Below are 21,151 nucleotides of genomic sequence, written 5' to 3'. Positions count from 1 at the left end.
GCATCTGCGAACAAGCCTGAAGTTTGGCGCTCAGGGCTCCATCAGGCGCCGCGCGCTGCGGATCGCCCGGGCGGCCGGCGAACCGGCCTGACGCCAGGCCATCAGGCAGAAGGCCGCCGCGACCCCGAGCGCCAGCCACAGCGGCCCGAACAGCCAGGCCGACGCCGCCAGGGCGAAATAATAGCCGCGCACGCCCTGGCTGAAGGCGCTGAGCGCGGGGTTCAGCAGGCCGGCCGCCGCATCGCCGAGGGCCACGCGGTCCGCCTCGCTGTGGACCTCGGGGGCGGCGCCGATCAGGGCGAGGGCATAGTTCAGCTGGCGGATCGACCAGATGAAATCCAGCAGGCCGCGAGCGAGGCAGACCAGCACCAGCGCCAGCTTGGCCTCCAGCAGTTTCGTCGGCACAGCCTCGGCCCCGACCGAGGCAAAGCCCTGTAACGCCTGTTCGCCGCCGAACAGGACGCTGGCCACCGCCGCGATCAGCAGCAGATTGGTCGAGGCGAAGAAGCCGCCCGAATTGAGGGTGTGGCCCAGCAGATTGCTGTCCACGAGACGGGTCTCGCGGTGGGTCATGGCCGTCATCCAGACGCGGCGGATGACCAGCATGTCGTCATTCAGCGTGCCGCTGCGCCGTGCCAGCAGGCTGAGCATCGGGCCGTAGCCGAGCCAGCAAACGATAAAGAGGGCCAGCGCCAGCCAGTCGAACAGGGTCATTTCGTGCTCCGCCGGGCCCGGTGTGAAGAGTGCTGGTGAGCAAGGGGTGAGCCTCCGGCATCGAAACCGAGCACGCTCCCGCTCACCGCCTGCTCACTAGCACTCTTCACCGGTCGCCGCGCCGCCTTGCTTCCGCCGCGCGCCGAGCCTATCACGCCCACCACTTCGTATCGCACTGCAGCATAACCGAGCGCGCCATGAATATCGACGCCATCCCCGTCGGGCCCAACCCGCCCTGGGACATCAATGTCATCATCGAAATTCCTCAAGGGGGATTGCCGGTGAAATACGAGATGGACAAGGCGTCCGGGGCCCTGTTCGTCGACCGCTTCCTGCACACTGCCATGTACTATCCGGGCAACTACGGCTTCATCCCGCACACCCTGTCGGATGACGGTGACCCGTGCGATGTCATCGTGCTGAACCCGACGCCGGTGGTGCCGGGCTGTATCATCCGCTCGCGCCCGATCGGCGTGCTGAAGATGGAAGACGAAGCCGGCGGCGACGAGAAGATCCTCGCCGTGCCGGTCGACAAGCTGAACCCCTATTACACGGACATCGCCAGCTACCGGCAGTTGCCGACCATCATGGTCGAGCAGATCGAGCATTTCTTCACCCGCTACAAGGATCTGGAGAAGAACAAGTCGGTCACGGTCAAGGGCTGGGGCGACGCCGGCGAGGCCGCCGAGCTGATCGCGACCGGCATGCGCGCGCATCAGGACAAGATCAAAGCCGCGGTCTCCAAGGCGGCCAACGCGGCCTGATGTCCCAAGGCCTTCTCCCGCAAGGGGAGAAGGGATATCTGACCCCATGGCCTCTGCCGATACGCCCGCCGATATTTTCAAACGTGCGCTCGCCCATGCGGCGCGGGCGCTGGCGGAGCAGTCCGAGCTTGAGGTCGTGTTCGGCTCGGATGGGCCGAAGCTGTCCAACGGGGTTCTGACCCTGCCGCACCCCGCGCGCGAGCCCGGGGCGTCGGGAAATGCGACCCTGCGCGGCCAGGCGGACCGGCTGGCGCTGCGCCTGGCCAATCACGATGAAGGCCTGCACGCCCGTCTGCGGCCCGTCGACCGCCGCGCTTCGGAGGTGTTCGAGGCCGTCGAACAGGCCCGGGTCGAGGCGGTCGGTTCAAATGCCCTGGCCGGCGTCCGCGCGAACATGAACGCGGCGCTGCTGACGCGGCTGGAGAAGATGGGAGCCCTGCGCATCGCCGACGCCGAGCGCGTGCCGGTGGCCGAGGCGGTGGCCCTGCTGGTGCGGGAACGGCTGACCGGCCAGCGCGCGCCCGACGGGGCCGGGGCGATGCTGGACCTGGTCCGTACGGGCATCGAGGACAAGGCCGGTGCCAAGCTGAATGCCCTGGCCGAGGTGGCCGGAGACCAGACCGCCTTCGCCGAGCGGCTGAAGGAGGTGCTGCGCGCGCTGGACATGGATCCGGGCGACGGCCGCGGGGACGACACCAGCGAGGATCAGGGCGAGGAGGCCCCCGACCCCCAGGATCCCGACGCCGCCGACGATCAGGACGAGGAAGAGGACGCCGGGGGTGGCGAGGGCCAGTCGATGGACGGCTCGGCCGAGGACAAGGAACAGGGCGAGGACCGCGACAGCCGCCCCGACGGCGCGCCCGGCGATCCTGACGGCGAGGCCTCGGACGACGGTCCCGATGTCAACGAGGGCTCCCTGCCCAACCGGCAGCAGACCGCCGACGACGGCCGGGCCATCGACGCCTATCGCGTCTTCACCACCGCCTTTGACGAGGTGATCGACGCCGCCGACCTGTGCGACCCGAGTGAGCTGGAAAGACTGCGGGCCCTGCTGGACCAGCAGCTGACGGCCCTGTCGTCGGTGGTCGCGCGCCTGGCCAACAGGCTTCAACGCAGATTGATGGCCCAGCAGAACCGCAGCTGGCATTTCGATCTCGAGGAGGGGGTGCTGGACAGCGCCCGCCTGACCCGGATCATCACCGACCCGACCAGCCCGCTCAGCTTCAAGGCCGAGAGCGAAAGCCCGTTCCGCGACACGGTGGTGACGCTGCTGCTGGACAATTCCGGCTCGATGCGCGGGCGACCGATCATGGTCGCCGCGGTCTGTGCCGACATCCTGGCGCGGACGCTGGAACGCTGCGGGGTCAAGGTCGAGATCCTGGGCTTCACCACCCGGGCGTGGAAGGGCGGCCAGTCGCGCGAGGCGTGGATCACGGCCGGCAAACCCGCCAATCCGGGCCGTCTGAACGACCTGCGCCACATCATCTACAAGTCCGCCGATGCGCCTTGGCGGCGGGCGAAGAAGAGCCTCGGCCTGATGATGCGCGAGGGGCTGCTAAAGGAAAACATCGACGGCGAGGCCCTGACCTGGGCCCACGAGCGGCTGCTGGGCCGGACCGAGGCGCGTCGCATCCTGATGGTGATCTCGGACGGCTCGCCGGTCGATGATTCCACCCAGTCGGCCAATGCCGCCCTGTACCTGGACAAACATCTGCGTCAGGTCATCGCCGAGATCGAGACCCGGTCTCCGGTCGAGCTCATGGCCATCGGCATCGGCCACGACGTGACCCGCTGGTATCGACGCGCCGTCACCATCGTCGATGTCGAGCAGCTGGCGGGGGCCATGGTCGAGAATCTGGCCGCCCTGTTCGAGGCCCAGCCCAAGGCCGTGGCGGGCGGGCGCCGCCGCAAGGCGGCGTGAGGCGGTTCGCCGCGACGGCCCTGATCCTGCTGCTGGCCGCCTGCGCCGGCTCCAGCGTCGTTCAGGAACCGTGGCGCGGCACCGCCGACGGCTGGACCGCTGTGAACGCCGGGGTTCGACCCGTCGGTCTCGGCCTGCCCGGCGGGGTCCGGCTGGCCCCGGGGGTCCGGTTCGCCGGCGGGCTCGAGATCCTCGCGCCGCGTGGTGACCGGATGCACGGCCTCTCCGACCTGAAGCTGGCGGGCGATGATGTGGTGGCGGTGACCGACGCCGGCGACCTGGTGCGGGCACGGATCCTGCTGGATCGACGGGGGCGGCTGGCGGGCCTGACGGGCCTTCGCCTGCGCGGTCTCACGGGCGAGGACGGACGGGCGTTCCCGACCAAGTCGGACGGCGATGCCGAAAGTCTGGCGATCACCGCCGACGGAGACCTGATCGTCGGTTTCGAGCAGCGGCCGCGCCTCTGGTCCTATGGTCCGCTGGACCGGATCACCCCGCGTCCGTCGGCCCGCGCCGCGCCGCCCGTTCCGCCGGGAAATGAAGGTCTGGAAGCCCTGGCATCGGGGCCCGATGGCCTTCGGGCCGCGGGAGAAGGCGGTGGCGTCTGGGATTGTGTTGTGGCGCGCTGCGTCGAGGTCGCGGCCCCGCCGGAGACGTCTCCGGCCGGGTCAGACTGGCGCGTTACCGGCCTGGATCGGGACAGGGCGGGCGACGGCTGGTTCGTGGTCGAGCGCCTGTATCGCGAACCCTTCGACATGCGCGCGCGCCTGCGCCGCATGGATGCGTCGGGTCGGCCGGGCCCGGTTCTGGTGAGCCTCAGCCTGCCGTCGACGACCGATAATTTCGAGGGCGTGGCCGCGGTGGAGGGCGCGTCGGGGACGCGGCTCTACATCGTGTCCGACGACAACGACAACCCGCGACAGAGGACCCTGATCCTGGCCTTCGACGTCGATGCACCGGCCGCCGGGGCGGATGGTGACCCGGTCAGACCCTTTCGCTGACCTTGATCGCCACCCGGCAGCCGGCCTTGATGACGGCGTTCAGCAGGCCGTAGCCGGCGGCCTCTCTCGCCCCGTGCTCGACCGCGTGATCATGGTGGGCCAGCTCCTCGTCACGGAAGGCCGAAAGTTCAGCCGCGAGGGCAGGGTCACGGTCGCTCAGTTCTGCGATCTGGTCGGCGTAATGCTCCTCGATCACGCTTTCGACCGCCTCGGTGCAGGCGTGGGCGGCCTTTTCGCCCATCAGGGCCGTGCCGGTCCCCAGCGCCATCGCCGCCAGGCGCCAGAGCGGCGTCAGGATCGTCGGACGGATGCGTTCGGCGTTCAGCAAGGCCTCGAACCGCGCCAGGTGAACGGCTTCCTGATCCCGCATTCCAGCCATGTCGGCGGCGATCGCCGACTTGCCGGCGCGACCCTCGAACACCGCATTCTGGGCGCGGTAGATGTGGACGGCTCCGTATTCGCCGGCGTGGTCGATGCGCAGGATTTCGGCCCGGCGACGCCGGCTGGCGCCGCGTCCGGGCCGGGCCAGCGGAATGCGCCGGTCGACCGCCGGATTCGCTTCCGGGGTCTCAGCTACGGGGCGCTCTGGCATCCTTGGGTCTCTTTGCAGCGAGCAGGCTGAATACGGCGAGGGCGGCCGAGATCAGGGCGTTCCATCCTGCCATCGACAGGCCGAGGAACCGCCATGTCACCGTGTCGCAGAAGACCGGCGTCTCGATCGGGCCCGTGCCGAGCGCCAGGGCGGCCAGGCCTTCGAGACTGACTTCACCGCCGCCGGCGCAGGTCGCGGGCAGGTCCCACCACTTCATCTCGCCGCCATAGTGGAAGACGGCCGTCACCGTGCCGGCGGTGAAGACGACGGCCAGCAGGAAGGCGGCGATACGGGGCGTGCCGCGGCTGCCGCGGCTGATCAGATGCCAGAGGGTCGCGATCAGGGCGATGCCGACCGCGCCCCAGTAGATCTCGCGCTGCTTGAGGCAGAGGTTGCAGGGGGCCAGGCCGCCGAACTGCTCGAACGCATGGGCGGCACCCAGCAGCGCCAGGGACGCGGCCAGGGCGAAGGCGGTCCACCACCGCGTCAGAAGTCGATAGAGAGCTCTCATCGGACGATGTTCATAGCTGGGCCTGAGGCGAGTGGCGAGTGGCGAGTGGTGAGTGGTGAGTGGTGAGTGGTCAGGGTGCGTTTCGCACGCTGACGCTCACGGCTTGCGGCAGGCTCCGGTGCCACTCGCCACTCGTCACTCAAATCATCTTCACCGCGACGAAGGCACCGACCAGCACCACAATGCCGATGATGCTCCACATCGCCAGTCGCTTCTCGACCATCTCGAGCATGACGGGGCCCCAGCGTTTCAGGATGAAGGCCTCGGCGAAGAATCGCGCGCCGCGGGTCAGGGCACACAGGGCGACGAACAGGGCAAAATTAAACTGGAAAATGCCCGAGGCGATGGTGATCAGCTTGAACGGGATGGGCGTCAGGCCCTTGATCAGGATGACCCAGGCCCCGTATTGCTGGAACAGGGCCTTGGACGCCTCGAAGGTGTCCGCCTTGCCCAGCCAGGCTAGGATCATCATGCCGACGTCGGTCAGGAAATAGCCGATCGCATAGCCGAACATGGCCCCCAGCACCGAGGCGACGGTGCACACCGTCGCGTAGAAATAGGCCCGGTCCGGGCGCGCCAAGATCATCGGAGCCAGAACCACGTCGGGCGGGATCGGGAAGAAGGAACTCTCGGCGAACGACACCGCCGCCATGGCCGGGGTGGCATGTTTGCTCCGGGCCAGGGCGAAGACCCAGTCGTAGAGTTTGCGGAACATGGGCTTCCTTCGGTGGCGGCCGGACCGGAGGCGTCTAGCAGGCGACGACGACGCACGCATCCACCGAAACCGTCCGTTATTCGCGATCGCGGCCAAGGGTCGCTATAGAGGCCGGCTTGCAGCCTCTCCCCCGGGACGGACATCTTCATGCGCTATCTGCACACCATGGTCCGGGTCACCGACCTCGACGCCTCGCTGCATTTCTATTGTGACCTGCTGGGTCTGGTGGAGACGCGGCGGATGGAGAATGAGGCCGGGCGTTTCACCCTCATCTTCCTCGCCGCGCCCGCAGACCGGCCCCGCGCCGAGACCGAACGGTCGCCCGAGGTCGAACTGACCTTCAACTGGGACCCCCAGCCCTATGACGGCGGGCGCAATTTCGGCCATCTGGCCTACAAGGTCGATGACATCCATGCGGCCTGCCAGCGGCTGATGGACGGCGGCGTGGTGGTCAACCGCCCGCCGCGCGACGGCCGCATGGCCTTTGTCCGCTCGCCCGACGGCATCTCGATCGAACTGCTGCAGGAGGGGGAGGCGCTGGCCCCCGCCGAGCCGTGGTTGTCGATGCCCAACACCGGAGTCTGGTGATCCTGAAAGCCCTGGGCGGCGTTCTGGCCACGGCAGCTGTCCTGTCGGCCTGCGCCTCGACGTCCGAGACCTATCCGGCGCGGACTGCGACCAAACAGCTGCTGGTCGCCCGCGCCGCCGATCGCGCGGTCGAGGGCCTGACCCTGCCTGTTCCATCGGGCTCGCGGGTGTACGTCGACGCCACCTTCTTCCAGGCGGAGAACGCGGCCTATGCCGTCAGCGCCATCCGCGCGGCCCTGTCCGACGCAGGCTATGCGCTGGCCTCGTCCAAGGCCGAGGCCGAGGCGGTGTTCGAACTGCGCGCCGGGGCCCTGTCGCTGGAGCAGATGCGCCGGGTCTTCGGCCTGCCCGAGGTGCGGGTCCCGATCAACGACAGTTTCAACGTCGTCCCGGTGCCGGAACTGTCGATCTACAGCCGCCGCGACCGGGTCGGCGTCGCCGAGTTTTCCGGCTTCCTCTACGAGCCGAAGACCGGCGCTCCGCTGGGGGCGGTCGTGCCGATGACGGGCGCGTTCCGTATCCGCAGCCACAAGCTGCTGATGATCGTCGCCTGGGGCCAGCAGAGCGTCGACCCCGGCGAGCGCGACCCCGGCGACAGCTGGCGGCAGTTCTAGGGGTTCTGCCGTGACGCGGCCCTTGGTCGCGTTGGCGGAACCGCGCACGCGCCGTAGCCTTGCGTCTGGACTCCGTGGAAGGACCCTCTGATGCCGCTCTTGATGTGCCCCAACGACAACGCCGCCATGCAGACGCTGGAACGGGGCGGCGTGCAGTTCGACATGTGCCCCAGCTGTCGCGGAGTCTGGCTGGACCGGGGCGAGCTGGAAAAACTGATGGAGTCCGCGGCCCAGGACGCCCGGGCGTCGGCCCCGCAGGCCGCCCCTCCGCCACAGGCGCAGCCCCAGCAGCCCTATTCGCCGCAGCAGCCGTGGGGTGGGCAGCCGCAGCCAGCCTATCGCGACGAGCGATATCGCAGCCGCGATGACGACGACCATCGCTACAAGAAAAAGAAGCGCGACAGCATCTTCGACATCTTCGACTAGGTTCAATCGACATTCAGACGTCGGTACCCCGCCATCCCTCCCCCGTCATTCCGGGGCTGGGACCGGCGCAGCCGGGACAAGAACCCGGAATCCAGGTGTCTGGACGCCGCCGTCCGCCCCACGTTCCAGTATCGAGTCCAGTCCCCTGGATTCCGGGTTCCGCTCTGCGGCCCCGGAAAGACGGTGTTTGATAGACGACCAGCGGCTCTGCTGAATGTCGCTTGAACCTGGCGCAGCGCCGGGCAACCCGAGGGCCGGCCCCGCGGCTGATCAGGCGGCCAGGCCGGCCGCCCTGATCAGACCCTTCAGGGGTTCCAGTGCCTGTGGCGTCGCCGACAGGGCGGCGCGCGATTCCGGGGTCCGGAACAGTTTGATCGCCTCGATCTTGCCGCGGTCCGCCGCCGGGCCCAGGGGGGCCGTCTCGCCGGCCGCCATCCGCAGCAGGACCGACAGTTTCTGGATCAGGGGCGCGGGCGACCGGGCCACCATCATCACAATCCTTGCCTCGCTCTCGACGACACCGCCCACTGTGCCGATGGCGGCCGTGATCTCGGCCTCGTCTCGCTCGTTGAGGCCGCAGCCGCGGGCCGATCGTTGCAGATTGGCCAGAATGCCCAGTTTCTGGGCCGCGCTCTGGCCGAGAGCGGCGGCGCGCATTTCGGATTCGAACCGCAGTGAGCCGACACAGGCCGAGAGCCAGCGGGCCGCCGAGCGCTTGTTGGCCGTGCCGGTGACGTTCTCGCACAGGCGCGTCAGGGCCTCGGCCTCGCACAACACGGTTTCGCAGGTCTTGGCGTAGGCGGCGACGAAGTCCGCGGTGACGATGGATTTGGACCGCTCGTTGAACGCCGTCTGGACCTCCTCGAGCGTCAGCAGACGACCGGCGGTGACGGTCAGGGCCATGGCCAGGGTTCGCAGGATATCGATCTCGCCGGCGGCATCGTTGGGCCGCAGGCGTCGGGGGCTCATCAGCTCGCGCAGCACCATCCGCGCCAGGGCCGCTGCCAGCAGCGGAAACTCACCGGCTTCCAGCCTGGCCCCGAGACGGGCCGCGGGTCCTTCGACAGTCGGGACCTGCAGGGCCATACGGCTGTCCTGACTGATCAGGGCGGCGATTTCATTGGGCGCGACCATGCGCACGACGGCCGCCAGGGAGGCTCCCTGATCCAGCGCCGGCCCGAGGAGGTTCGCCAGACTGGTCCGCGCCGCCAGCATCTCGCAGAGCAGCTGTTCGATCGGCACCAGCACCATGGCGCGCGGGGGGCCGTCCATCGGTGCCCGATCGGCCATGTCCATCAGCCGATCCAGCCGGGCGCGACTGCCGCGGATGCCGTTCAGGGCCCCGGACACCACGCCGCCCATGACGAAACCGCGGTCCGGCTGGCCGGCCAGCCGATGCGCCAGATCGGCGATCGAACAGTTTTCGAGATCGGGGAACTGACCGCGGCGGCCGGCGGCGATGACGCGCTCGATCGCGGCGTCCGCCAGTTTTTGATAATGACGCAGAAGATCGTGCACCGGCTGACCCACGGCCTGGCTTTCAGGCACGGCGATCTTCTGGATGGCGTGCTGAAGTTCGACACCCGAGGCTTCCAGCCGCTCGGCCAGGTCCGGGCGGTGCAGAAGTTCAAACGCCGTCACCCCCTGTCTCGCCAGCCAGTCCTCCAGAACCCGTCCGATCGTCTCGCGCGCCTGTGCGGCGTAGAGGTCCTGTGGGCCGTTGCAGCGCGGCCCGCTCTGGTCTTCGGGTATGACCCGCTTGTGCCGGACCTCGGGCGCGCCGCGGGTCAACAGGGTCGAACTGGCGAACTCCATGGTGTCGGGGTCGAGCGTTTCCTTGGTCACCCGCACCGCTGCGGCGCGACGGTCCGCCAGCATGTCCTCGGCCGTCTCGATCGCGATCGCACGGTCTTCCGTCGCCATCTGGAGGGTCCAGGGCGCCGGGGCGGTCTTGCGGATATAGACTTCGTAGTGGACGGCGCCGGACATCAAAACGCTCTAACTGTTCGTCCTCATCATCGCGCAAAGGCTTTAAGGCGGGGTTTCGTTGTGGATTATGGCGATGCGCCCCATCTTTGCGTTTCATCCCGGCGTCCGGGGGTGGTGTTCCGGGATTTTGGTCGACCGGCCCGGAACAATCATGGATTAGAACGGTACCGCTTGCCGCGCGTTGTCACAGCGAACGAACAGTCTGCAAGGAGATAGCCTTTGGCCAATATCACCCTGGTCGACGACGACGAGAACATCGTCGCCTCGGTCTCGCTGGCGCTGGAGAGCCATGGCCACAAGGTCACGGCCTGGCACGACGGCGCGGCCGGGCTTGAGGCGCTGGAGGCCAGCCCGCCGGATCTGGCCATCCTCGACGTCAAGATGCCCCGCATGGACGGGATGGAAGTGCTGCGCCGCCTGCGCCAGACCTCGCAGATCCCCGTCATCATGCTGACGTCGCGCGACGAGGAGATCGACGAAATCCTCGGCTTCAACCTCGGTGCCGACGACTATATCCACAAACCCTTCAGCCAGAGGCTGCTGATCGAGCGCGTCAAGGCGCTGCTCCGCCGGACCGGTGCCGACGGTGGCGAACCCGAACCCGCTGGCGAGAATTCGGCCAAGGCCATCAAGCGCGGCAAGCTGTCGATGGACCCTGCCCGGCACGAGAGCACCTGGGAGGGTCGGCCGGTCAAGCTGACCGTGACCGAGTTCCTGCTGCTTCAGGCCCTGGCCCAGCGCCCCGGCTTCGTGAAGAGCCGCGACAACCTGATGGACGCCGCCTACGACGATCAGGTCTATGTCGATGACCGCACCATCGACAGCCACGTCAAGCGGATGCGAAAGAAGTTCCGGGTGGTCGACCCCGAGTTCGACGCCATCGAGACCCTGTATGGCGTCGGATACCGCTATCGCGAAAGCTGATCCGCTCCCGTCGGGAGAGGACGAACCGCGCCGCCCGTTGAAACGCTTCGGGGGGTCGCGGCTCGGCGGCCTGATTCTGGCGCTGAACCTGCTCAGCCTGCTGATCCTGTTCGTCGGGGCGCTGTTGCTGAACGAATGGAGCCGCGGCCTGATCGCGGCACGGGAAGAAACCCTCGTCGCCCAGGCTGAGCTTCTGTCCAACGTGCTCAGCAAGCTGAGCATCACTACCGGCGAACCCACGCCCGCTTTCGATCCGGTGGAGGCCTCGCGGCAGCTGGTCGATGACTTCATCCCGGAAGGACAGAGGGCCCGCCTGTTCGACCTCGACGGCCTGCTGGTCGCCGACAGCTATGCGGTGACCGAGAATATTCCTGGCCGGCCTCTCCCGCCCGCCCGGCCCGCCGGCAGCCCGCCGGTAGAGGTCAAACCTGCTCAGGAGAGCCGCAACGAGATCGGTGTCGAGGCGGCCCGCGCCGAGCTGGCTGCGGAGGTCGAGGCAGCCCTGGGTGGCGAGGTCCAGTCCGGCCTGAGACGCTCCGAAAGCGGCGACCGGGTGGTTTCGGTCTCCATCCCCGTGCGCCACGTGCGGCAGGTGCTGGGCGTCCTGACGCTGGAGGCGGGCGACGTCGACGAGACCCTGGCCGCCCAGCGCCGCGCCCTGATGCCCTTCGCCCTGGTCGCCCTGTTTGTGAACCTGCTGGGGTCTCTGCTGCTGCACCTGTTCGTGGCCCGGCCGGTGATGCGTCTGTCGGCGGCGGCGGACGAGGTCCGGTTGCAGCGCGCCCGGGCCATCTCCCTGCCCGATCTCGAAGGCCGGAAGGACGAGATCGGCGATCTGGCGCGATCGCTGGAGACCATGACCGAAACCCTGTCAGACCGCATGGACGCCATCGAGCGGTTCGCGGCCGACGTCTCGCACGAGATCAAGAATCCCCTGACCTCGATCCGGTCGGCGCTGGAAACCCTGCCGCTGGTCAAGACCGAAGCCCAACGGGAAAGGCTCACGGTCCTGTTGCAGCAGGACGTCCGGCGACTGGACCGGCTGATCACCGACATCTCCAACGCCTCGCGGCTCGATGCCGAACTGGCGCGTGACCGGCCGCGGACGCTGGATCTGACCACCCTGCTGACCGAGATCGTGGGAGTCTATGAGGCGGGCCGGAAGGCCGGACAACCGCGCATCGTGTTTGCGGCTCCGGCGGGCGATCACCTGATGGTCACGGGACGGGACGGGCCGCTGGGTCAGGTGTTCCGCAACCTGATCGACAACGCCCGCTCGTTCAGCCCGGACGGCGGCGATGTCCGGATCACCCTTGAGCGCGACACGGTCGACCCGCTGCGGCCGGCCCGGGTGCGCATCGACGACGACGGCCCCGGCATTCCGGCGGAAAACCTCGAGACGGTGTTCCAGCGCTTCTACACCGCCCGGCCCAAGGGCACGGCCTTTGGTGCCAATTCCGGCCTCGGCCTGTCGATCGCGCGCCAGATCATCGAGGCCCATGGGGGCACGATCCGGGCCGAAAACCGGGCGGACGGCACCGGCGAGACGCAGGGTGCGCGCTTCGAGGTGGCCCTGCCGCTGGCCGGTGCGGGCCGGCGCGGGTGAGGGATGCGCCGCTGCACGGCACGGTCGCGGCGCGCTGGACCCCGGCCGCGGGCTGGCGCGGGGTTCTGATCACCGGCCCGTCGGGCGCGGGCAAGAGCGATCTGGCCCTGCGTCTGATCGGCGCGGGCTGGCGGCTGGTGGCCGACGACTATGCCCATGTGTTCGCCTCCGGCGGAGCTCTGTACGCCACCTGCCCGACGACCATCGTGGGTCGCATTGAGGCCCGCGGCGTGGGCGTGGTGCCCGTCTGCGCCCTCGGTCTGGTTCGGCTGGTGCTGGCGGTCGAGCTGTCGGCGGGCCCGGTCGAACGCCTGCCCGAGCCCGCCGATATCGGGATCGCGGGGGTCCGGCTTCCGCGCGTGCGGCTGTGTGGTTTTGAGCCGTCGGCGGTCGAAAAGGTCACACTGCTGACCAGCCCGCTTTAACCCGACGCGGACTTGGGCTATTCCGCCCCGCTTGCGATGCGCTCAAGCGCCGGTCGAACAGGCGGTCGAACGGGGGCGCGGACTTTGGGGCGCGAGCTTTGGTAATGCCTTCATGATCGGGCTGGTGATCGTCACCCACGGGGGACTGGCCTCGGAATTCCTCGCGGCCATGGAACATGTCGTGGGCCCGCAGCGCGGGGTCGCGGCCATCTGCATCGGCCCCGACGACGACATGGAACGCCGCCGGCGCGACATCGTCGACGCCGCCAATGCCGTGAACGACGGCGACGGAGTGATTCTGCTGACCGACATGTTCGGCGGCACGCCCTCCAACCTGGCCATTTCGGTGATGGAAGAGACCCAGGCCGAGGTCATCGCCGGGCTGAACCTGCCGATGCTGATCAAACTGGCCAGCGTGCGCGGCCGCGAACCTCTGGAAGCCTGCGTGGCCCATGCCCAAGACGCCGGCCGGAAATATATTTCGGTGGCCAGCTGGGTGCTTCAGGGCGAGAAATGAGCGTCACGGCCACGGCGAACATCTGCAACACCCGGGGTCTTCACGCCCGCGCCTCGGCCAAATTCGTCAAACTGGCGTCCGGCTTCGACGCCGAGATCCACGTCACCCGGGACGGGGTGACGGTGAACGCCTTGTCGATCATGGGCCTGTTGATGCTGGGGGCCGGCAACGGCTGCGAGATCGCCATCACCGGCGACGGGCCGGACGCCGCCGCGGCGGTGGCGGCGCTGACCGATCTGGTCGGACGCCGTTTCGACGAAGATCAGTAACCTCGCCCGCGCGCACCCGCGATCCTGATGGCCATGACCCAGACCGCCGACCGAACAGACCCCGATCCGAGCGCCGGCGCGATCCACATCCTCGCCCTCTACCGGTTCGCCGCGATCGCGGATCGGGAGGCGGTGCGGGATCGCCTCGAAGCGCTGTGTGCGCCGGATGTGCGGGGTACCCTGCTGGTCGCTGATGAAGGCCTGAACGGAACGATCGCGGGACCGCAGGCCGCGGTCGAGCGGGTGGTCGACGGCATCCGCGCCCTGCCCGGCTTCGCGGATCTGGACGTCAAGCGCGCCACCGCGGGCGAGATGCCGTTTCACCGGATGAAGGTCCGCATCAAGCCCGAGATCGTGACCATAGGCCTGCCGGACCTCGATCCCGCCAGGAACGCCGGCACCTATGTCGAACCGCAGGACTGGAATGCCCTGATCCGCGATCCCGGCACCCTCGTCATCGACACGCGCAACGACTATGAGGGCGCGGTCGGGGCCTTCGCCGGGGCGGTGCAGCCGAACACCGTCAGCTTCCGGGACTTTCCCGACTGGTTCCGCGCCGAGGGCCGGGCCCTGCTGGACCAGACGGGCGCGAAGCGGGTGGCCATGTACTGCACCGGCGGCATCCGCTGCGAAAAGGCCACCGCCTTCCTGAAGGCCGAGGGCGTGCCCGACGTCTTCCATCTGCAGGGCGGGGTGCTGCGCTATCTGGAGACGACGCCCGAGGCGGACAGTCTGTGGGCGGGCGAATGTTTCGTCTTCGATGAGCGTGTCGCGGTCGGCCACGGTCTGGCGACGGGCAGCCATTCCCTGTGTCGGGGCTGCCGGATGCCGGTCAGCGAGGCCGGTCGGGCCTCACCCCGCTTTGTCGACGGTGTGAGCTGCGACCGGTGCGCCGACGCCCGCACCGGGGCGGACCGCGCCCGCTATCTGGAACGGGCCCGGCAGGTGACGATCGCGACGGGCCGGGGTGTGGCTCACATCGGGGCGGCGGTCGGACGCAAGACATGATCCAGGATATTCCCACCCAGCTTCCCGAGGTCGTCGTCACCGCCGCGCGCCTGCCGCCGGCCGCGGGCGACGCGGCCTTTTCCGTCATCCGGCTCGACCAGGCCGTACTGGATCGCGCCACGCGGCTTGACGAGGCGCTGGCGACGGTGCCGGCCGTGTCGCTGTTCCGGCGGACCTCCAGCCTCGGAGCCAATCCGACCACCCAGGGCATCAGCCTGCGCGCCATCGCCCCCTCCGGCGCGGGCCGGACGCTGGTGACCCTCGACGGCGAACCCCTGAACGATCCGTTCGGCGGCTGGGTGATCTGGTCCCAGGTCGCGCCGGAATCCCTCGAAAGCGTCGACATCGTGCGGGGAGCGGGCGCGGGCCCCTATGGCGCCGGGGCCCTGACCGGCGTGATCACCCTGCGGGAGCGCGACCGCGAAGGCGGGGTGCTGGACGCCTCAGCGGGCGAATACGGGGGCGGTCGCCTCGGGGCCGCGACGACCCTGACCCAAGGCCGCCTCTCGATCACGGGATCGGCGCTGTACGACCGGTCCGACGGCTATGTCCCGGTGCGCGGTGCCGCCGCGGGCGCCGCAGACACCCCGCTGGACCTCGAGGCCCGCAGCGCCGCCCTGCGCGCCGATCTCGGCCTCGATTCCGCCACGGCCCTGTCCGTGCGGGTTGCGGCCTATGAGGAAGATCGTGGCTCGGGTCTGGCCGGGGCGCGGTCGACGGCCAGTGGTCAGGGCTACAGCGCCGCCCTGGCACGGACGTCGGGCCCGAACCGCTTCGGCTGGCGCGCCCGGGTCTGGCGGCGCGAGAGCGATTTCGCCAACACCGCCGTGGCCGTGGCCCCCGGGCGGATCGGGACGACGCCCGCCAATGATCAGTACGCCACCCCGGCCAGCGGCTGGGGCGGCAATCTCGCCCTGCGCCGGTCCGGCCTGACGGTCGGCAACGGGCGGCTGGAGTGGGAGGTCGGCGCCGACGCCCGTTTCGCCGAGGGCGAGACGCAGGAGCGGTTCCGCTACCTCGGCGGGCAGTTCACGCGCGACCGGTTCGCCGGCGGCGAGACGTCGGTCATCGGCGGCTATGGCGAGGGGTCGTGGACGGGCGGCCCCTGGCTGATCGCCGGCGGCCTCCGCCTCGACCGCTGGACGACCGTGGACGGCCGCCGGCTGGAACGGGACAGGGCCACGGGGCTGCCGACCCTGGACGAGACCTACCCCGACCGATCCGGAGACGTGGTCAGTGCCCGGCTGGCCGTGCGCCGCGATCTGGCTGAGGGTCTGGCGGTCCGGGCCGCGGCCTATTCCGGCTTCCGGCCGGCGACGCTGAATGAGCTTCACCGCCCGTTCCGGGTCGGCAACGACCTGACCGAGGCCAATGCGGCGCTCGAGCCGGAAACGCTGCAAGGCGTCGAAACCTGCCTGTCATGGCAGGGGGGCGGCACCCGCCTGGGCGCCACCGTATTCTGGAACCGCATTGACGATGCGATCGTCAACGTCACCCTCGGCCAGGGGCCGGGGATTGTGGCCGCCCTGCCGCGCGCCGGCTTTATTCCTGCGGGCGGGGTGCTGAGACAGCGGCAGAACGCCGGCGTGATCGACGCCACCGGGCTGGAACTGACGGCCGAACATGCGGTTGAGACGGCCACCCTAGTCGGCGCGATTTCGGTGACGGACGCGACTCTGGACGGCGGCGCGGCCGCTCCGCAACTGACGGGACTTCGGCCGGCCCAGGCCCCGGTCGTCAGCGCCACGGCGGGCGTGGACTGGCGCGTGGCCAATCGCCTGACCCTCGGGGCCCGGGCCCGCTACGAGAGCCGGCGGTTCGACGACGATCTGAACAGCCGTGTTCTGGGCCCCGCCGTCACGGCGGATCTACGCGCGGACCTGCAGCTGGCGGACGGGGTCGTCCTGTACGTCGCGGCCGACAATCTGTTCGACCGGGATGTCGCGGTGTCCGCCACCGCCGACGGCGTCGCCGGCTTCGGCCCTCCGCGAACCCTGCGGGCCGGCGTCTCAATGCGCTGGTGAGGCCGGGGCCGGTTGCCTGTCACTGACAGGACGCCATCGCCATGGTCAGGTTCGAGCTTGCCCATGGTCTGAAGCCGGACCAGCGCCCCAACGGCGGATCGGGTGACGGCGCGAAATCAGCCGCCGATTGGACTTCGTCCCGGAGAGCCCCTCTTCCGGGCTCATGATGCCATCGGTCGCGATCGCCGTTCGTGAGGGGAGCGCCCGGTCGGCGCGTATAGAAGGTCTACACGGAGAGCCTGAAGACACCCGCTTCGTCGCTGGCCCCAAAGGCCGACTCTTGTTGAAGGAGACTATCCCATGATCCGCACGCTCGCCCTCACCACCGCACTGGCCCTCGCCGGAACAGCCGCTGCCCAGGATCCCCATGCCGGCCACCACCCGCAGGCCCAGGCGGCGACGCCGCAGTCCGGCATCGCCACGGTTCCCTCGGACGGCGCCATGACCCAGGGTTCACCCGAACGGTTCACCGCGACCTTCCCGCACCCGATGTTGCTCAAGACCGTGACCCTGACCGCCGAAGGTCAGGCACCCGTCGTCGTGACCGCGCCCGCGGCACCCGCCGCCTCGACCGTCGGCGTGGCCCTGCCTCGCCTCGCACCGGGAACCTGGACGGCCGCCTGGGCCGCCGAAGGAGCCGACGGCCACAAGATGTCGGGCTCCATCAGTTTCATGGTTCACTAGGGACAACGACGATGAAGGCTTCCAACCTGCTCGCCGCCGCCGGCGCGATCCTGACCCTGAGCGCCGGCGCGGCGCTCGCCGCCGAGGGCTGCGGATGCTGCAAGGACATGGCGGCTGACGCCGCGATGTCCTGCTGTGACAAGATGAAGGCGGAACCCGCTCCGGCTTCGGCTCCGGGTGCGGCTCCTGCCCCCGCTCCCGGCGCGGATGAGGCCGCGCCGGACGCACCCGAACAGAGCCATCACCCATAACGACGGCGGGTCGCGCCGCAGCCAACCGGGTTGGCCGCTGCCTCCGAACCGAGCCGGCTCGCCAGCCGGGGCCGGGTTTGATAACGCCTGGTGGAGCCGAGGGGAGTCGAACCCCTGACCTCGTCATTGCGAACGACGCGCTCTACCAACTGAGCTACGGCCCCCCTTGCCCACGGTTCCGTGGGGCGCAGGCGAGCGAGCGACATACGAGGGGCGGGCCCGGTGGTCAACGGGCTTGGCCGCTTGCGGGCCTGCGGCACCGGAATCGCTGGACCTGCGGCGCGGCGACGCTAGAACCGGAACTGATTTTGTTTCGGGAGACCCTGAATGGGTTACGCCATCGTCTGGCTGGTCAATACGATCCTGTCGATCATGACCTGGTCGATCATTCTGTCGGCCATCATCAGCTGGCTGTTCGCCTTCGACGTCATCAACCGGCGCAACCGGTTCGTGAATCAGGTGGCCGATCTTCTTGACCGGATCACCGCCCCGCTGCTGGAGCCGTTCCGCCGCATCATTCCCCCGCTGGGCGGGATCGACATCTCGCCGATCGTGGTGCTGCTGCTGATCAATTTCGTGCGCATCCTGTTCAACCGCATGACCGCGCCCTTCCTGATCCAGATGCTGGGATAAACGCGACCGCGGCGACACGGCCTGTCGTCTTCGCCATGGACCCGCGCTTCCGGCCTTGCGCCGTCCGGCGAGGGTCCTAAGGTGCCGCTCCGAACGGGCCCTGTGCCTGCCAGCCAACCGGACTTCATGACCACGATCCGATCCGTCGCCATCGTCGGCGCAGGCCAGATGGGCGCAGGCATCGCCCAGGCCGTGGCCGCGGGCGGCTATCAGGTGCTGCTGTACGACGCCGCCGCCGACCGCGTGCCCCAGGCGCAGGCCGCGATCGCCGCCAGCCTGGCGCGTCAGGTCGCGCGCGGCCTGATCGACCAGGCCGCCGCCGACGCCACCCTGTCACGCATCGCCCCGGCCCCGTCGCTCGCCGCCGCCGCCAAGGCCGATCTGGTGATCGAGGCCGCGTTCGAGGACGAGGCGGTCAAGAAGGCCATCCTCTCCGACCTGACGCCGCATCTGGGCGCGCACACTCTGCTGGCCTCCAATACGTCTTCGATCTCGATCACCCGGCTGGCCTCGGCCACCGACCGGCCCGAGCGTTTCATCGGCCTGCATTTCATGAAGCCGGCACCGGTGATGAAGCTGGTCGAGATCGTCCGCGGCATCGCCACTTCGGCCGACACCTATGAAACGGCCGTCGCCTTCGCCGAGAGCCTGGGCAAGACCACGACCAATTCCGAGGATTTTCCGGCCTTCATCGTCAACCGCATCCTGGTGCCGATGATCAACGAGGCGGTCTATGTCCTGTACGAGGGCGTCGGCAACGTCGCCTCGATCGACCAGGCGCTGAAACTGGGCGCCAACCATCCCATGGGGCCGCTCGAGCTGGCGGACTTCATGGGCCTGGATGTCGTTCTGGCGATCATGAATGTGCTCTACGACGGTCTGGCCGACAGCAAATACCGGCCCTGCCCGCTGCTGGTGAAATATGTCGAGGCCGGCTGGCTGGGGCGCAAGTCCGGGCGCGGCTTCTACGACTATTCCGGCGCCGAGCCGGTCCCGACCCGGTGAAGGCGCCGATGATCCCCTCGCTCGAGCGGCCGGAGGATTTTCCCGGCCAGCAGCGCGTCACCTGGCGGCGCGAACCGCATCGCATCGTGCTGGCGGCGATCGCCGGGGCGCTGTGGCCGCCACTGGTCATCACCCTGATGATCTGGCCGCCGCAGAACTGGTTGCCCGGTCTCGAGACGGACTGGCGGCTGATCGTGCTGATCATCGGTCTGGCCGCTGTTCCGGGCGGGCTGTGGCTGCTGTCGCGCGAGCGCGATCTGACCGGCCGACCGTCGACGCGGCTGGGCGTGGTCTGGCGCTTCATGTTCTTCGGCGGACTGCTGTCGGCGGGGCTTCAGGCCATGCTGGCCCTGATCGTGTCCGTGGTCGGCTGGTTTGAGGCCGGAGACGTCGCCCAGGCGGCCGGCGCGACCGAGACGACCCTGCTGATCTACGGCGTCGGCGGCCTGCCGATCGCCGTGCTGCTGGGCGTCAGCTATGCCCTGTGGGCGGGCCTGTGCGCCGCCTTCATCGCCTTCATGCCCCAGCCCGAGGTCCGCGACCGGCTGGGGGTCCTGCGCGACCGCGAGTCGGGCTGACGCCGTCCGCGGGGCCGGTTACAGCGAATTCAGTTTCAGACCGCCGCCGATTCCGCCAAGCTGGGTCTCGCCATACCGGGGGGAACAACATGGCCGCTATTGACGTCGAAACCGCGCCACGGGCGCAGCCCGGATTGACGCCTGTCCAGCCGAAAGACCGCATCTATAATCTGGATGTGCTGCGGGGCTGGGCCATTCTGGGCATTCTGGCGGTCAACGCCATCAGCTTCGCCTGGCCATACCAGCTGACTATGGCCGGGGGCCCGCCTCCCGGGGCGCTCAGCCATGCCGACACCATCGGCCTGTGGGTCACCGACGTCTTCTTCGCCGACAAGATGCGCACCCTCTTCACCATGCTGTTCGGCGTGTCGGTCTTCCTGGTCGGCGGCGAGCGGTTCGATGAGGGGCGCGGCCGACTGTTGCGCCGGCGCCTGCTGTGGCTGGGGCTGATCGGCCTGATCCACGGCGCGGCCTTCTGGTACGGCGACATCCTGCTGCACTACGCCTACTGCGGCCTGCTGGTCATGCTGATGCGCTCGTGGAGCGCGCGCCGGCTGCTGTGGGTCGGCGGATCCATCACCCTGCTGTGGGGCGTTGTCGCCACGCTCGCCTCGTGGGGCATGGCCAATATGCCCGCCGAGTTCGCGGCCAAGATGCAGGCCGGAATGCCGTCCGCCGATCCCGCGGCCATCCAGGCGGCGATCGAGCTGTATCGCAGCGGCTGGCCGGCGGGCCTGCTGGCCAATCTCGAGACCTGGGCAACCTTCCAGCTCATGGCCAGCCCCTTCCTCATCCTCGTCACCGTGCCGCTGATGCTGCTGGGCCTGGGCCTGTTCAAGTCCGGCTATCTGTCGGGCCGTTCGCCGCTCTGGGTCTATCTGCTGGTGATCCTGACCGGCGGGGCCAATCTGGTGGCCTTCGCCTGGTTCGGCTGGCAGGAGGCGATCGCCCCCGAGGGGTCGGATCCGACCCGTGGCCTGGCTGCCGCCGCGGGCGGCATGGCACCCTTGATCACCCTGTTCTACGCCACTGTTCTGATCCTGATAAACCGGTTCGGACTGAGGGTCCTGACCGCCCTCTTCGCGCCCGTCGGACGGATGGCCTTCACCAACTACCTGACCCAGACCCTGATCATGGTCACCCTCTACTATGCGCCGTGGGGCCCGATGTGGTTCGGCACGCATGGTCCGGCCGAGATGTGGATGGTGGTGATAGCCGTCTGGGTGGCCCAGCTGATCTGGTCGCCGCTGTGGTTGTCGGTGTTCAGCATGGGACCGCTGGAGTGGCTGTGGCGCTGCCTGAGCTACGGCCGGATGGTGCCGTTGCGGAAGGCCTCCGTCGCCTGAGGCTGATCGGCGTCGTTGCCCGGCGGCTGACGATGGCTTAAGCGGC

At 68.9% G+C, this 21,151-nt stretch carries 24 protein-coding genes and 1 tRNA gene; 19 read left to right on the top strand and 6 right to left on the bottom strand.

Annotated elements, in window-relative coordinates; translation table 11 throughout:
• Positions 1-30: 30 nt before the first annotated feature.
• On the bottom strand, positions 31-714 hold the full coding sequence (locus ACP7AS_RS01965) for a DUF599 domain-containing protein (protein WP_426027143.1): 684 nt from the start codon (positions 712-714) through the stop codon (positions 31-33).
• A gap of 197 nt (positions 715-911) precedes the next feature.
• Between ACP7AS_RS01965 and ppa the strand changes: the two genes are divergently transcribed.
• The 3 genes from ppa to ACP7AS_RS01950 are packed head-to-tail and all read left to right on the top strand — an operon-like array spanning position 912 to position 4,400.
• On the top strand, positions 912-1,478 hold the full coding sequence (ppa, locus tag ACP7AS_RS01960) for an inorganic diphosphatase (RefSeq protein WP_426027142.1): 567 nt from the start codon (positions 912-914) through the stop codon (positions 1,476-1,478).
• 46 nt (positions 1,479-1,524) lie between these two features.
• A complete protein-coding gene (gene cobT, locus ACP7AS_RS01955) occupies positions 1,525-3,399 on the top strand; it encodes a cobaltochelatase subunit CobT (protein WP_426027141.1) in 1,875 nt (624 codons plus the stop codon).
• Positions 3,396-4,400, top strand: coding sequence for an esterase-like activity of phytase family protein (locus ACP7AS_RS01950; protein ID WP_426027140.1), 1,005 nt, complete (start codon positions 3,396-3,398; stop codon positions 4,398-4,400). Before cobT ends, ACP7AS_RS01950 begins: the two co-directional genes overlap by 4 nt.
• Here ACP7AS_RS01950 and ACP7AS_RS01945 read toward each other — a convergent pair.
• From ACP7AS_RS01945 to ACP7AS_RS01935, 3 genes are all read right to left on the bottom strand, one after another.
• Positions 4,384-4,992 (bottom strand): demethoxyubiquinone hydroxylase family protein, encoded by a 609-nt coding sequence (locus tag ACP7AS_RS01945; protein ID WP_426027139.1) that lies wholly within the window; start codon positions 4,990-4,992, stop codon positions 4,384-4,386. The two genes, ACP7AS_RS01950 and ACP7AS_RS01945, sit on opposite strands and share 17 nt — an antisense overlap.
• Complete coding sequence (locus ACP7AS_RS01940) at positions 4,970-5,503, bottom strand: disulfide bond formation protein B (protein ID WP_426027138.1); 534 nt, start codon at positions 5,501-5,503, stop codon at positions 4,970-4,972. The genes ACP7AS_RS01945 and ACP7AS_RS01940 overlap by 23 nt, the downstream gene beginning before the upstream one ends.
• A gap of 139 nt (positions 5,504-5,642) precedes the next feature.
• On the bottom strand, positions 5,643-6,218 hold the full coding sequence (locus tag ACP7AS_RS01935; RefSeq protein ID WP_426027137.1) for a YqaA family protein: 576 nt from the start codon (positions 6,216-6,218) through the stop codon (positions 5,643-5,645).
• Between the two features lie 147 nt (positions 6,219-6,365).
• Between ACP7AS_RS01935 and ACP7AS_RS01930 the strand changes: the two genes are divergently transcribed.
• The 3 genes from ACP7AS_RS01930 to ACP7AS_RS01920 all read left to right on the top strand — a co-directional run bounded on the left by ACP7AS_RS01930 (position 6,366) and on the right by ACP7AS_RS01920 (position 7,846).
• The gene (locus tag ACP7AS_RS01930; protein ID WP_426027136.1) at positions 6,366-6,806 is read left to right on the top strand and encodes a VOC family protein; all 441 of its coding nucleotides are present in this window, start codon (positions 6,366-6,368) and stop codon (positions 6,804-6,806) included.
• On the top strand, positions 6,803-7,420 hold the full coding sequence (locus ACP7AS_RS01925; RefSeq protein ID WP_426027135.1) for a DUF6655 family protein: 618 nt from the start codon (positions 6,803-6,805) through the stop codon (positions 7,418-7,420). The genes ACP7AS_RS01930 and ACP7AS_RS01925 overlap by 4 nt, the downstream gene beginning before the upstream one ends.
• Before the next feature lie 90 nt (positions 7,421-7,510).
• Positions 7,511-7,846 (top strand): zf-TFIIB domain-containing protein, encoded by a 336-nt coding sequence (locus ACP7AS_RS01920; RefSeq protein ID WP_426027134.1) that lies wholly within the window; start codon positions 7,511-7,513, stop codon positions 7,844-7,846.
• A 270-nt stretch (positions 7,847-8,116) separates the two neighbouring features.
• Here ACP7AS_RS01920 and ACP7AS_RS01915 read toward each other — a convergent pair whose 3' ends face one another.
• Complete coding sequence (locus ACP7AS_RS01915; RefSeq protein ID WP_426027133.1) at positions 8,117-9,835, bottom strand: hypothetical protein; 1,719 nt, start codon at positions 9,833-9,835, stop codon at positions 8,117-8,119.
• A 219-nt stretch (positions 9,836-10,054) separates the two neighbouring features.
• Between ACP7AS_RS01915 and ACP7AS_RS01910 the strand changes: the two genes are divergently transcribed.
• The 9 genes from ACP7AS_RS01910 (at position 10,055) to ACP7AS_RS01870 (ending at position 17,543) form a co-directional block, all read left to right on the top strand.
• Positions 10,055-10,759, top strand: coding sequence for a response regulator transcription factor (locus tag ACP7AS_RS01910; protein ID WP_426027132.1), 705 nt, complete (start codon positions 10,055-10,057; stop codon positions 10,757-10,759).
• Positions 10,728-12,365 carry a HAMP domain-containing sensor histidine kinase gene (locus ACP7AS_RS01905; protein ID WP_426027131.1) on the top strand — a complete coding sequence of 546 codons (1,638 nt, stop codon included), beginning with the start codon at positions 10,728-10,730 and terminating at the stop codon, positions 12,363-12,365. The genes ACP7AS_RS01910 and ACP7AS_RS01905 overlap by 32 nt, the downstream gene beginning before the upstream one ends.
• Complete coding sequence (locus tag ACP7AS_RS01900) at positions 12,362-12,790, top strand: HPr kinase/phosphorylase (RefSeq protein WP_426027130.1); 429 nt, start codon at positions 12,362-12,364, stop codon at positions 12,788-12,790. Before ACP7AS_RS01905 ends, ACP7AS_RS01900 begins: the two co-directional genes overlap by 4 nt.
• A gap of 112 nt (positions 12,791-12,902) precedes the next feature.
• The gene (locus ACP7AS_RS01895; RefSeq protein ID WP_426027129.1) at positions 12,903-13,307 is read left to right on the top strand and encodes a PTS sugar transporter subunit IIA; all 405 of its coding nucleotides are present in this window, start codon (positions 12,903-12,905) and stop codon (positions 13,305-13,307) included.
• Positions 13,304-13,576, top strand: a complete 273-nt coding sequence (locus ACP7AS_RS01890) for an HPr family phosphocarrier protein (RefSeq protein WP_426027128.1) — start codon at positions 13,304-13,306, stop codon at positions 13,574-13,576. Before ACP7AS_RS01895 ends, ACP7AS_RS01890 begins: the two co-directional genes overlap by 4 nt.
• 33 nt (positions 13,577-13,609) lie before the next feature.
• A complete protein-coding gene (locus tag ACP7AS_RS01885; protein WP_426027127.1) occupies positions 13,610-14,584 on the top strand; it encodes a rhodanese-related sulfurtransferase in 975 nt (324 codons plus the stop codon).
• Complete coding sequence (locus ACP7AS_RS01880; protein ID WP_426027126.1) at positions 14,581-16,608, top strand: TonB-dependent receptor; 2,028 nt, start codon at positions 14,581-14,583, stop codon at positions 16,606-16,608. The genes ACP7AS_RS01885 and ACP7AS_RS01880 overlap by 4 nt, the downstream gene beginning before the upstream one ends.
• A gap of 300 nt (positions 16,609-16,908) precedes the next feature.
• The gene (locus ACP7AS_RS01875) at positions 16,909-17,292 is read left to right on the top strand and encodes a copper resistance CopC family protein (protein ID WP_426027125.1); all 384 of its coding nucleotides are present in this window, start codon (positions 16,909-16,911) and stop codon (positions 17,290-17,292) included.
• Between the two features lie 11 nt (positions 17,293-17,303).
• Positions 17,304-17,543: an ammonium transporter family protein gene (locus ACP7AS_RS01870; RefSeq protein WP_426027124.1), complete on the top strand. Its 240-nt coding sequence runs from the start codon at positions 17,304-17,306 to the stop codon at positions 17,541-17,543.
• Positions 17,544-17,631: 88 nt separating this feature from the next.
• On the opposite strand, the gene ACP7AS_RS01865 is transcribed toward ACP7AS_RS01870, so the two are convergent.
• A tRNA-Ala gene (locus ACP7AS_RS01865) sits at positions 17,632-17,707 on the bottom strand.
• A 163-nt stretch (positions 17,708-17,870) separates the two neighbouring features.
• Between ACP7AS_RS01865 and ACP7AS_RS01860 the strand changes: the two genes are divergently transcribed.
• The 4 genes from ACP7AS_RS01860 (at position 17,871) to ACP7AS_RS01845 (ending at position 21,105) form a co-directional block, all read left to right on the top strand.
• Positions 17,871-18,176: a YggT family protein gene (locus ACP7AS_RS01860; RefSeq protein ID WP_426027123.1), complete on the top strand. Its 306-nt coding sequence runs from the start codon at positions 17,871-17,873 to the stop codon at positions 18,174-18,176.
• Positions 18,177-18,302: 126 nt separating this feature from the next.
• Positions 18,303-19,181: a 3-hydroxybutyryl-CoA dehydrogenase gene (locus ACP7AS_RS01855; RefSeq protein WP_426027122.1), complete on the top strand. Its 879-nt coding sequence runs from the start codon at positions 18,303-18,305 to the stop codon at positions 19,179-19,181.
• Between the two features lie 8 nt (positions 19,182-19,189).
• Positions 19,190-19,759: a phthalate transporter gene (locus tag ACP7AS_RS01850; RefSeq protein ID WP_426027121.1), complete on the top strand. Its 570-nt coding sequence runs from the start codon at positions 19,190-19,192 to the stop codon at positions 19,757-19,759.
• A gap of 89 nt (positions 19,760-19,848) precedes the next feature.
• Complete coding sequence (locus ACP7AS_RS01845) at positions 19,849-21,105, top strand: DUF418 domain-containing protein (RefSeq protein WP_426027120.1); 1,257 nt, start codon at positions 19,849-19,851, stop codon at positions 21,103-21,105.
• Positions 21,106-21,151 lie beyond the last annotated feature (46 nt).

Source organism: Brevundimonas sp. TWP2-3-4b2, from assembly GCF_049897345.1.
Lineage (GTDB): Bacteria > Pseudomonadota > Alphaproteobacteria > Caulobacterales > Caulobacteraceae > Brevundimonas.
This window is presented reverse-complemented; position numbering and strand designations above follow the sequence as displayed.

Coding starts and splice junctions, on each gene's coding strand:
- ACP7AS_RS01965 (WP_426027143.1), bottom strand. CDS start 714: ATGACCCTGTTCGACTGGCTGGCGCTGGCCCTCTTTATCGTTTGCTGG.
- ppa (WP_426027142.1), top strand. CDS start 912: ATGAATATCGACGCCATCCCCGTCGGGCCCAACCCGCCCTGGGACATC.
- cobT (WP_426027141.1), top strand. CDS start 1,525: ATGGCCTCTGCCGATACGCCCGCCGATATTTTCAAACGTGCGCTCGCC.
- ACP7AS_RS01945 (WP_426027139.1), bottom strand. CDS start 4,992: ATGCCAGAGCGCCCCGTAGCTGAGACCCCGGAAGCGAATCCGGCGGTC.
- ACP7AS_RS01940 (WP_426027138.1), bottom strand. CDS start 5,503: ATGAGAGCTCTCTATCGACTTCTGACGCGGTGGTGGACCGCCTTCGCC.
- ACP7AS_RS01935 (WP_426027137.1), bottom strand. CDS start 6,218: ATGTTCCGCAAACTCTACGACTGGGTCTTCGCCCTGGCCCGGAGCAAA.
- ACP7AS_RS01930 (WP_426027136.1), top strand. CDS start 6,366: ATGCGCTATCTGCACACCATGGTCCGGGTCACCGACCTCGACGCCTCG.
- ACP7AS_RS01920 (WP_426027134.1), top strand. CDS start 7,511: ATGCCGCTCTTGATGTGCCCCAACGACAACGCCGCCATGCAGACGCTG.
- ACP7AS_RS01915 (WP_426027133.1), bottom strand. CDS start 9,835: ATGTCCGGCGCCGTCCACTACGAAGTCTATATCCGCAAGACCGCCCCG.
- ACP7AS_RS01905 (WP_426027131.1), top strand. CDS start 10,728: ATGGCGTCGGATACCGCTATCGCGAAAGCTGATCCGCTCCCGTCGGGA.
- ACP7AS_RS01895 (WP_426027129.1), top strand. CDS start 12,903: ATGATCGGGCTGGTGATCGTCACCCACGGGGGACTGGCCTCGGAATTC.
- ACP7AS_RS01890 (WP_426027128.1), top strand. CDS start 13,304: ATGAGCGTCACGGCCACGGCGAACATCTGCAACACCCGGGGTCTTCAC.
- ACP7AS_RS01885 (WP_426027127.1), top strand. CDS start 13,610: ATGACCCAGACCGCCGACCGAACAGACCCCGATCCGAGCGCCGGCGCG.
- ACP7AS_RS01880 (WP_426027126.1), top strand. CDS start 14,581: ATGATCCAGGATATTCCCACCCAGCTTCCCGAGGTCGTCGTCACCGCC.
- ACP7AS_RS01875 (WP_426027125.1), top strand. CDS start 16,909: ATGATCCGCACGCTCGCCCTCACCACCGCACTGGCCCTCGCCGGAACA.
- ACP7AS_RS01870 (WP_426027124.1), top strand. CDS start 17,304: ATGAAGGCTTCCAACCTGCTCGCCGCCGCCGGCGCGATCCTGACCCTG.
- ACP7AS_RS01860 (WP_426027123.1), top strand. CDS start 17,871: ATGGGTTACGCCATCGTCTGGCTGGTCAATACGATCCTGTCGATCATG.
- ACP7AS_RS01855 (WP_426027122.1), top strand. CDS start 18,303: ATGACCACGATCCGATCCGTCGCCATCGTCGGCGCAGGCCAGATGGGC.
- ACP7AS_RS01850 (WP_426027121.1), top strand. CDS start 19,190: ATGATCCCCTCGCTCGAGCGGCCGGAGGATTTTCCCGGCCAGCAGCGC.
- ACP7AS_RS01845 (WP_426027120.1), top strand. CDS start 19,849: ATGGCCGCTATTGACGTCGAAACCGCGCCACGGGCGCAGCCCGGATTG.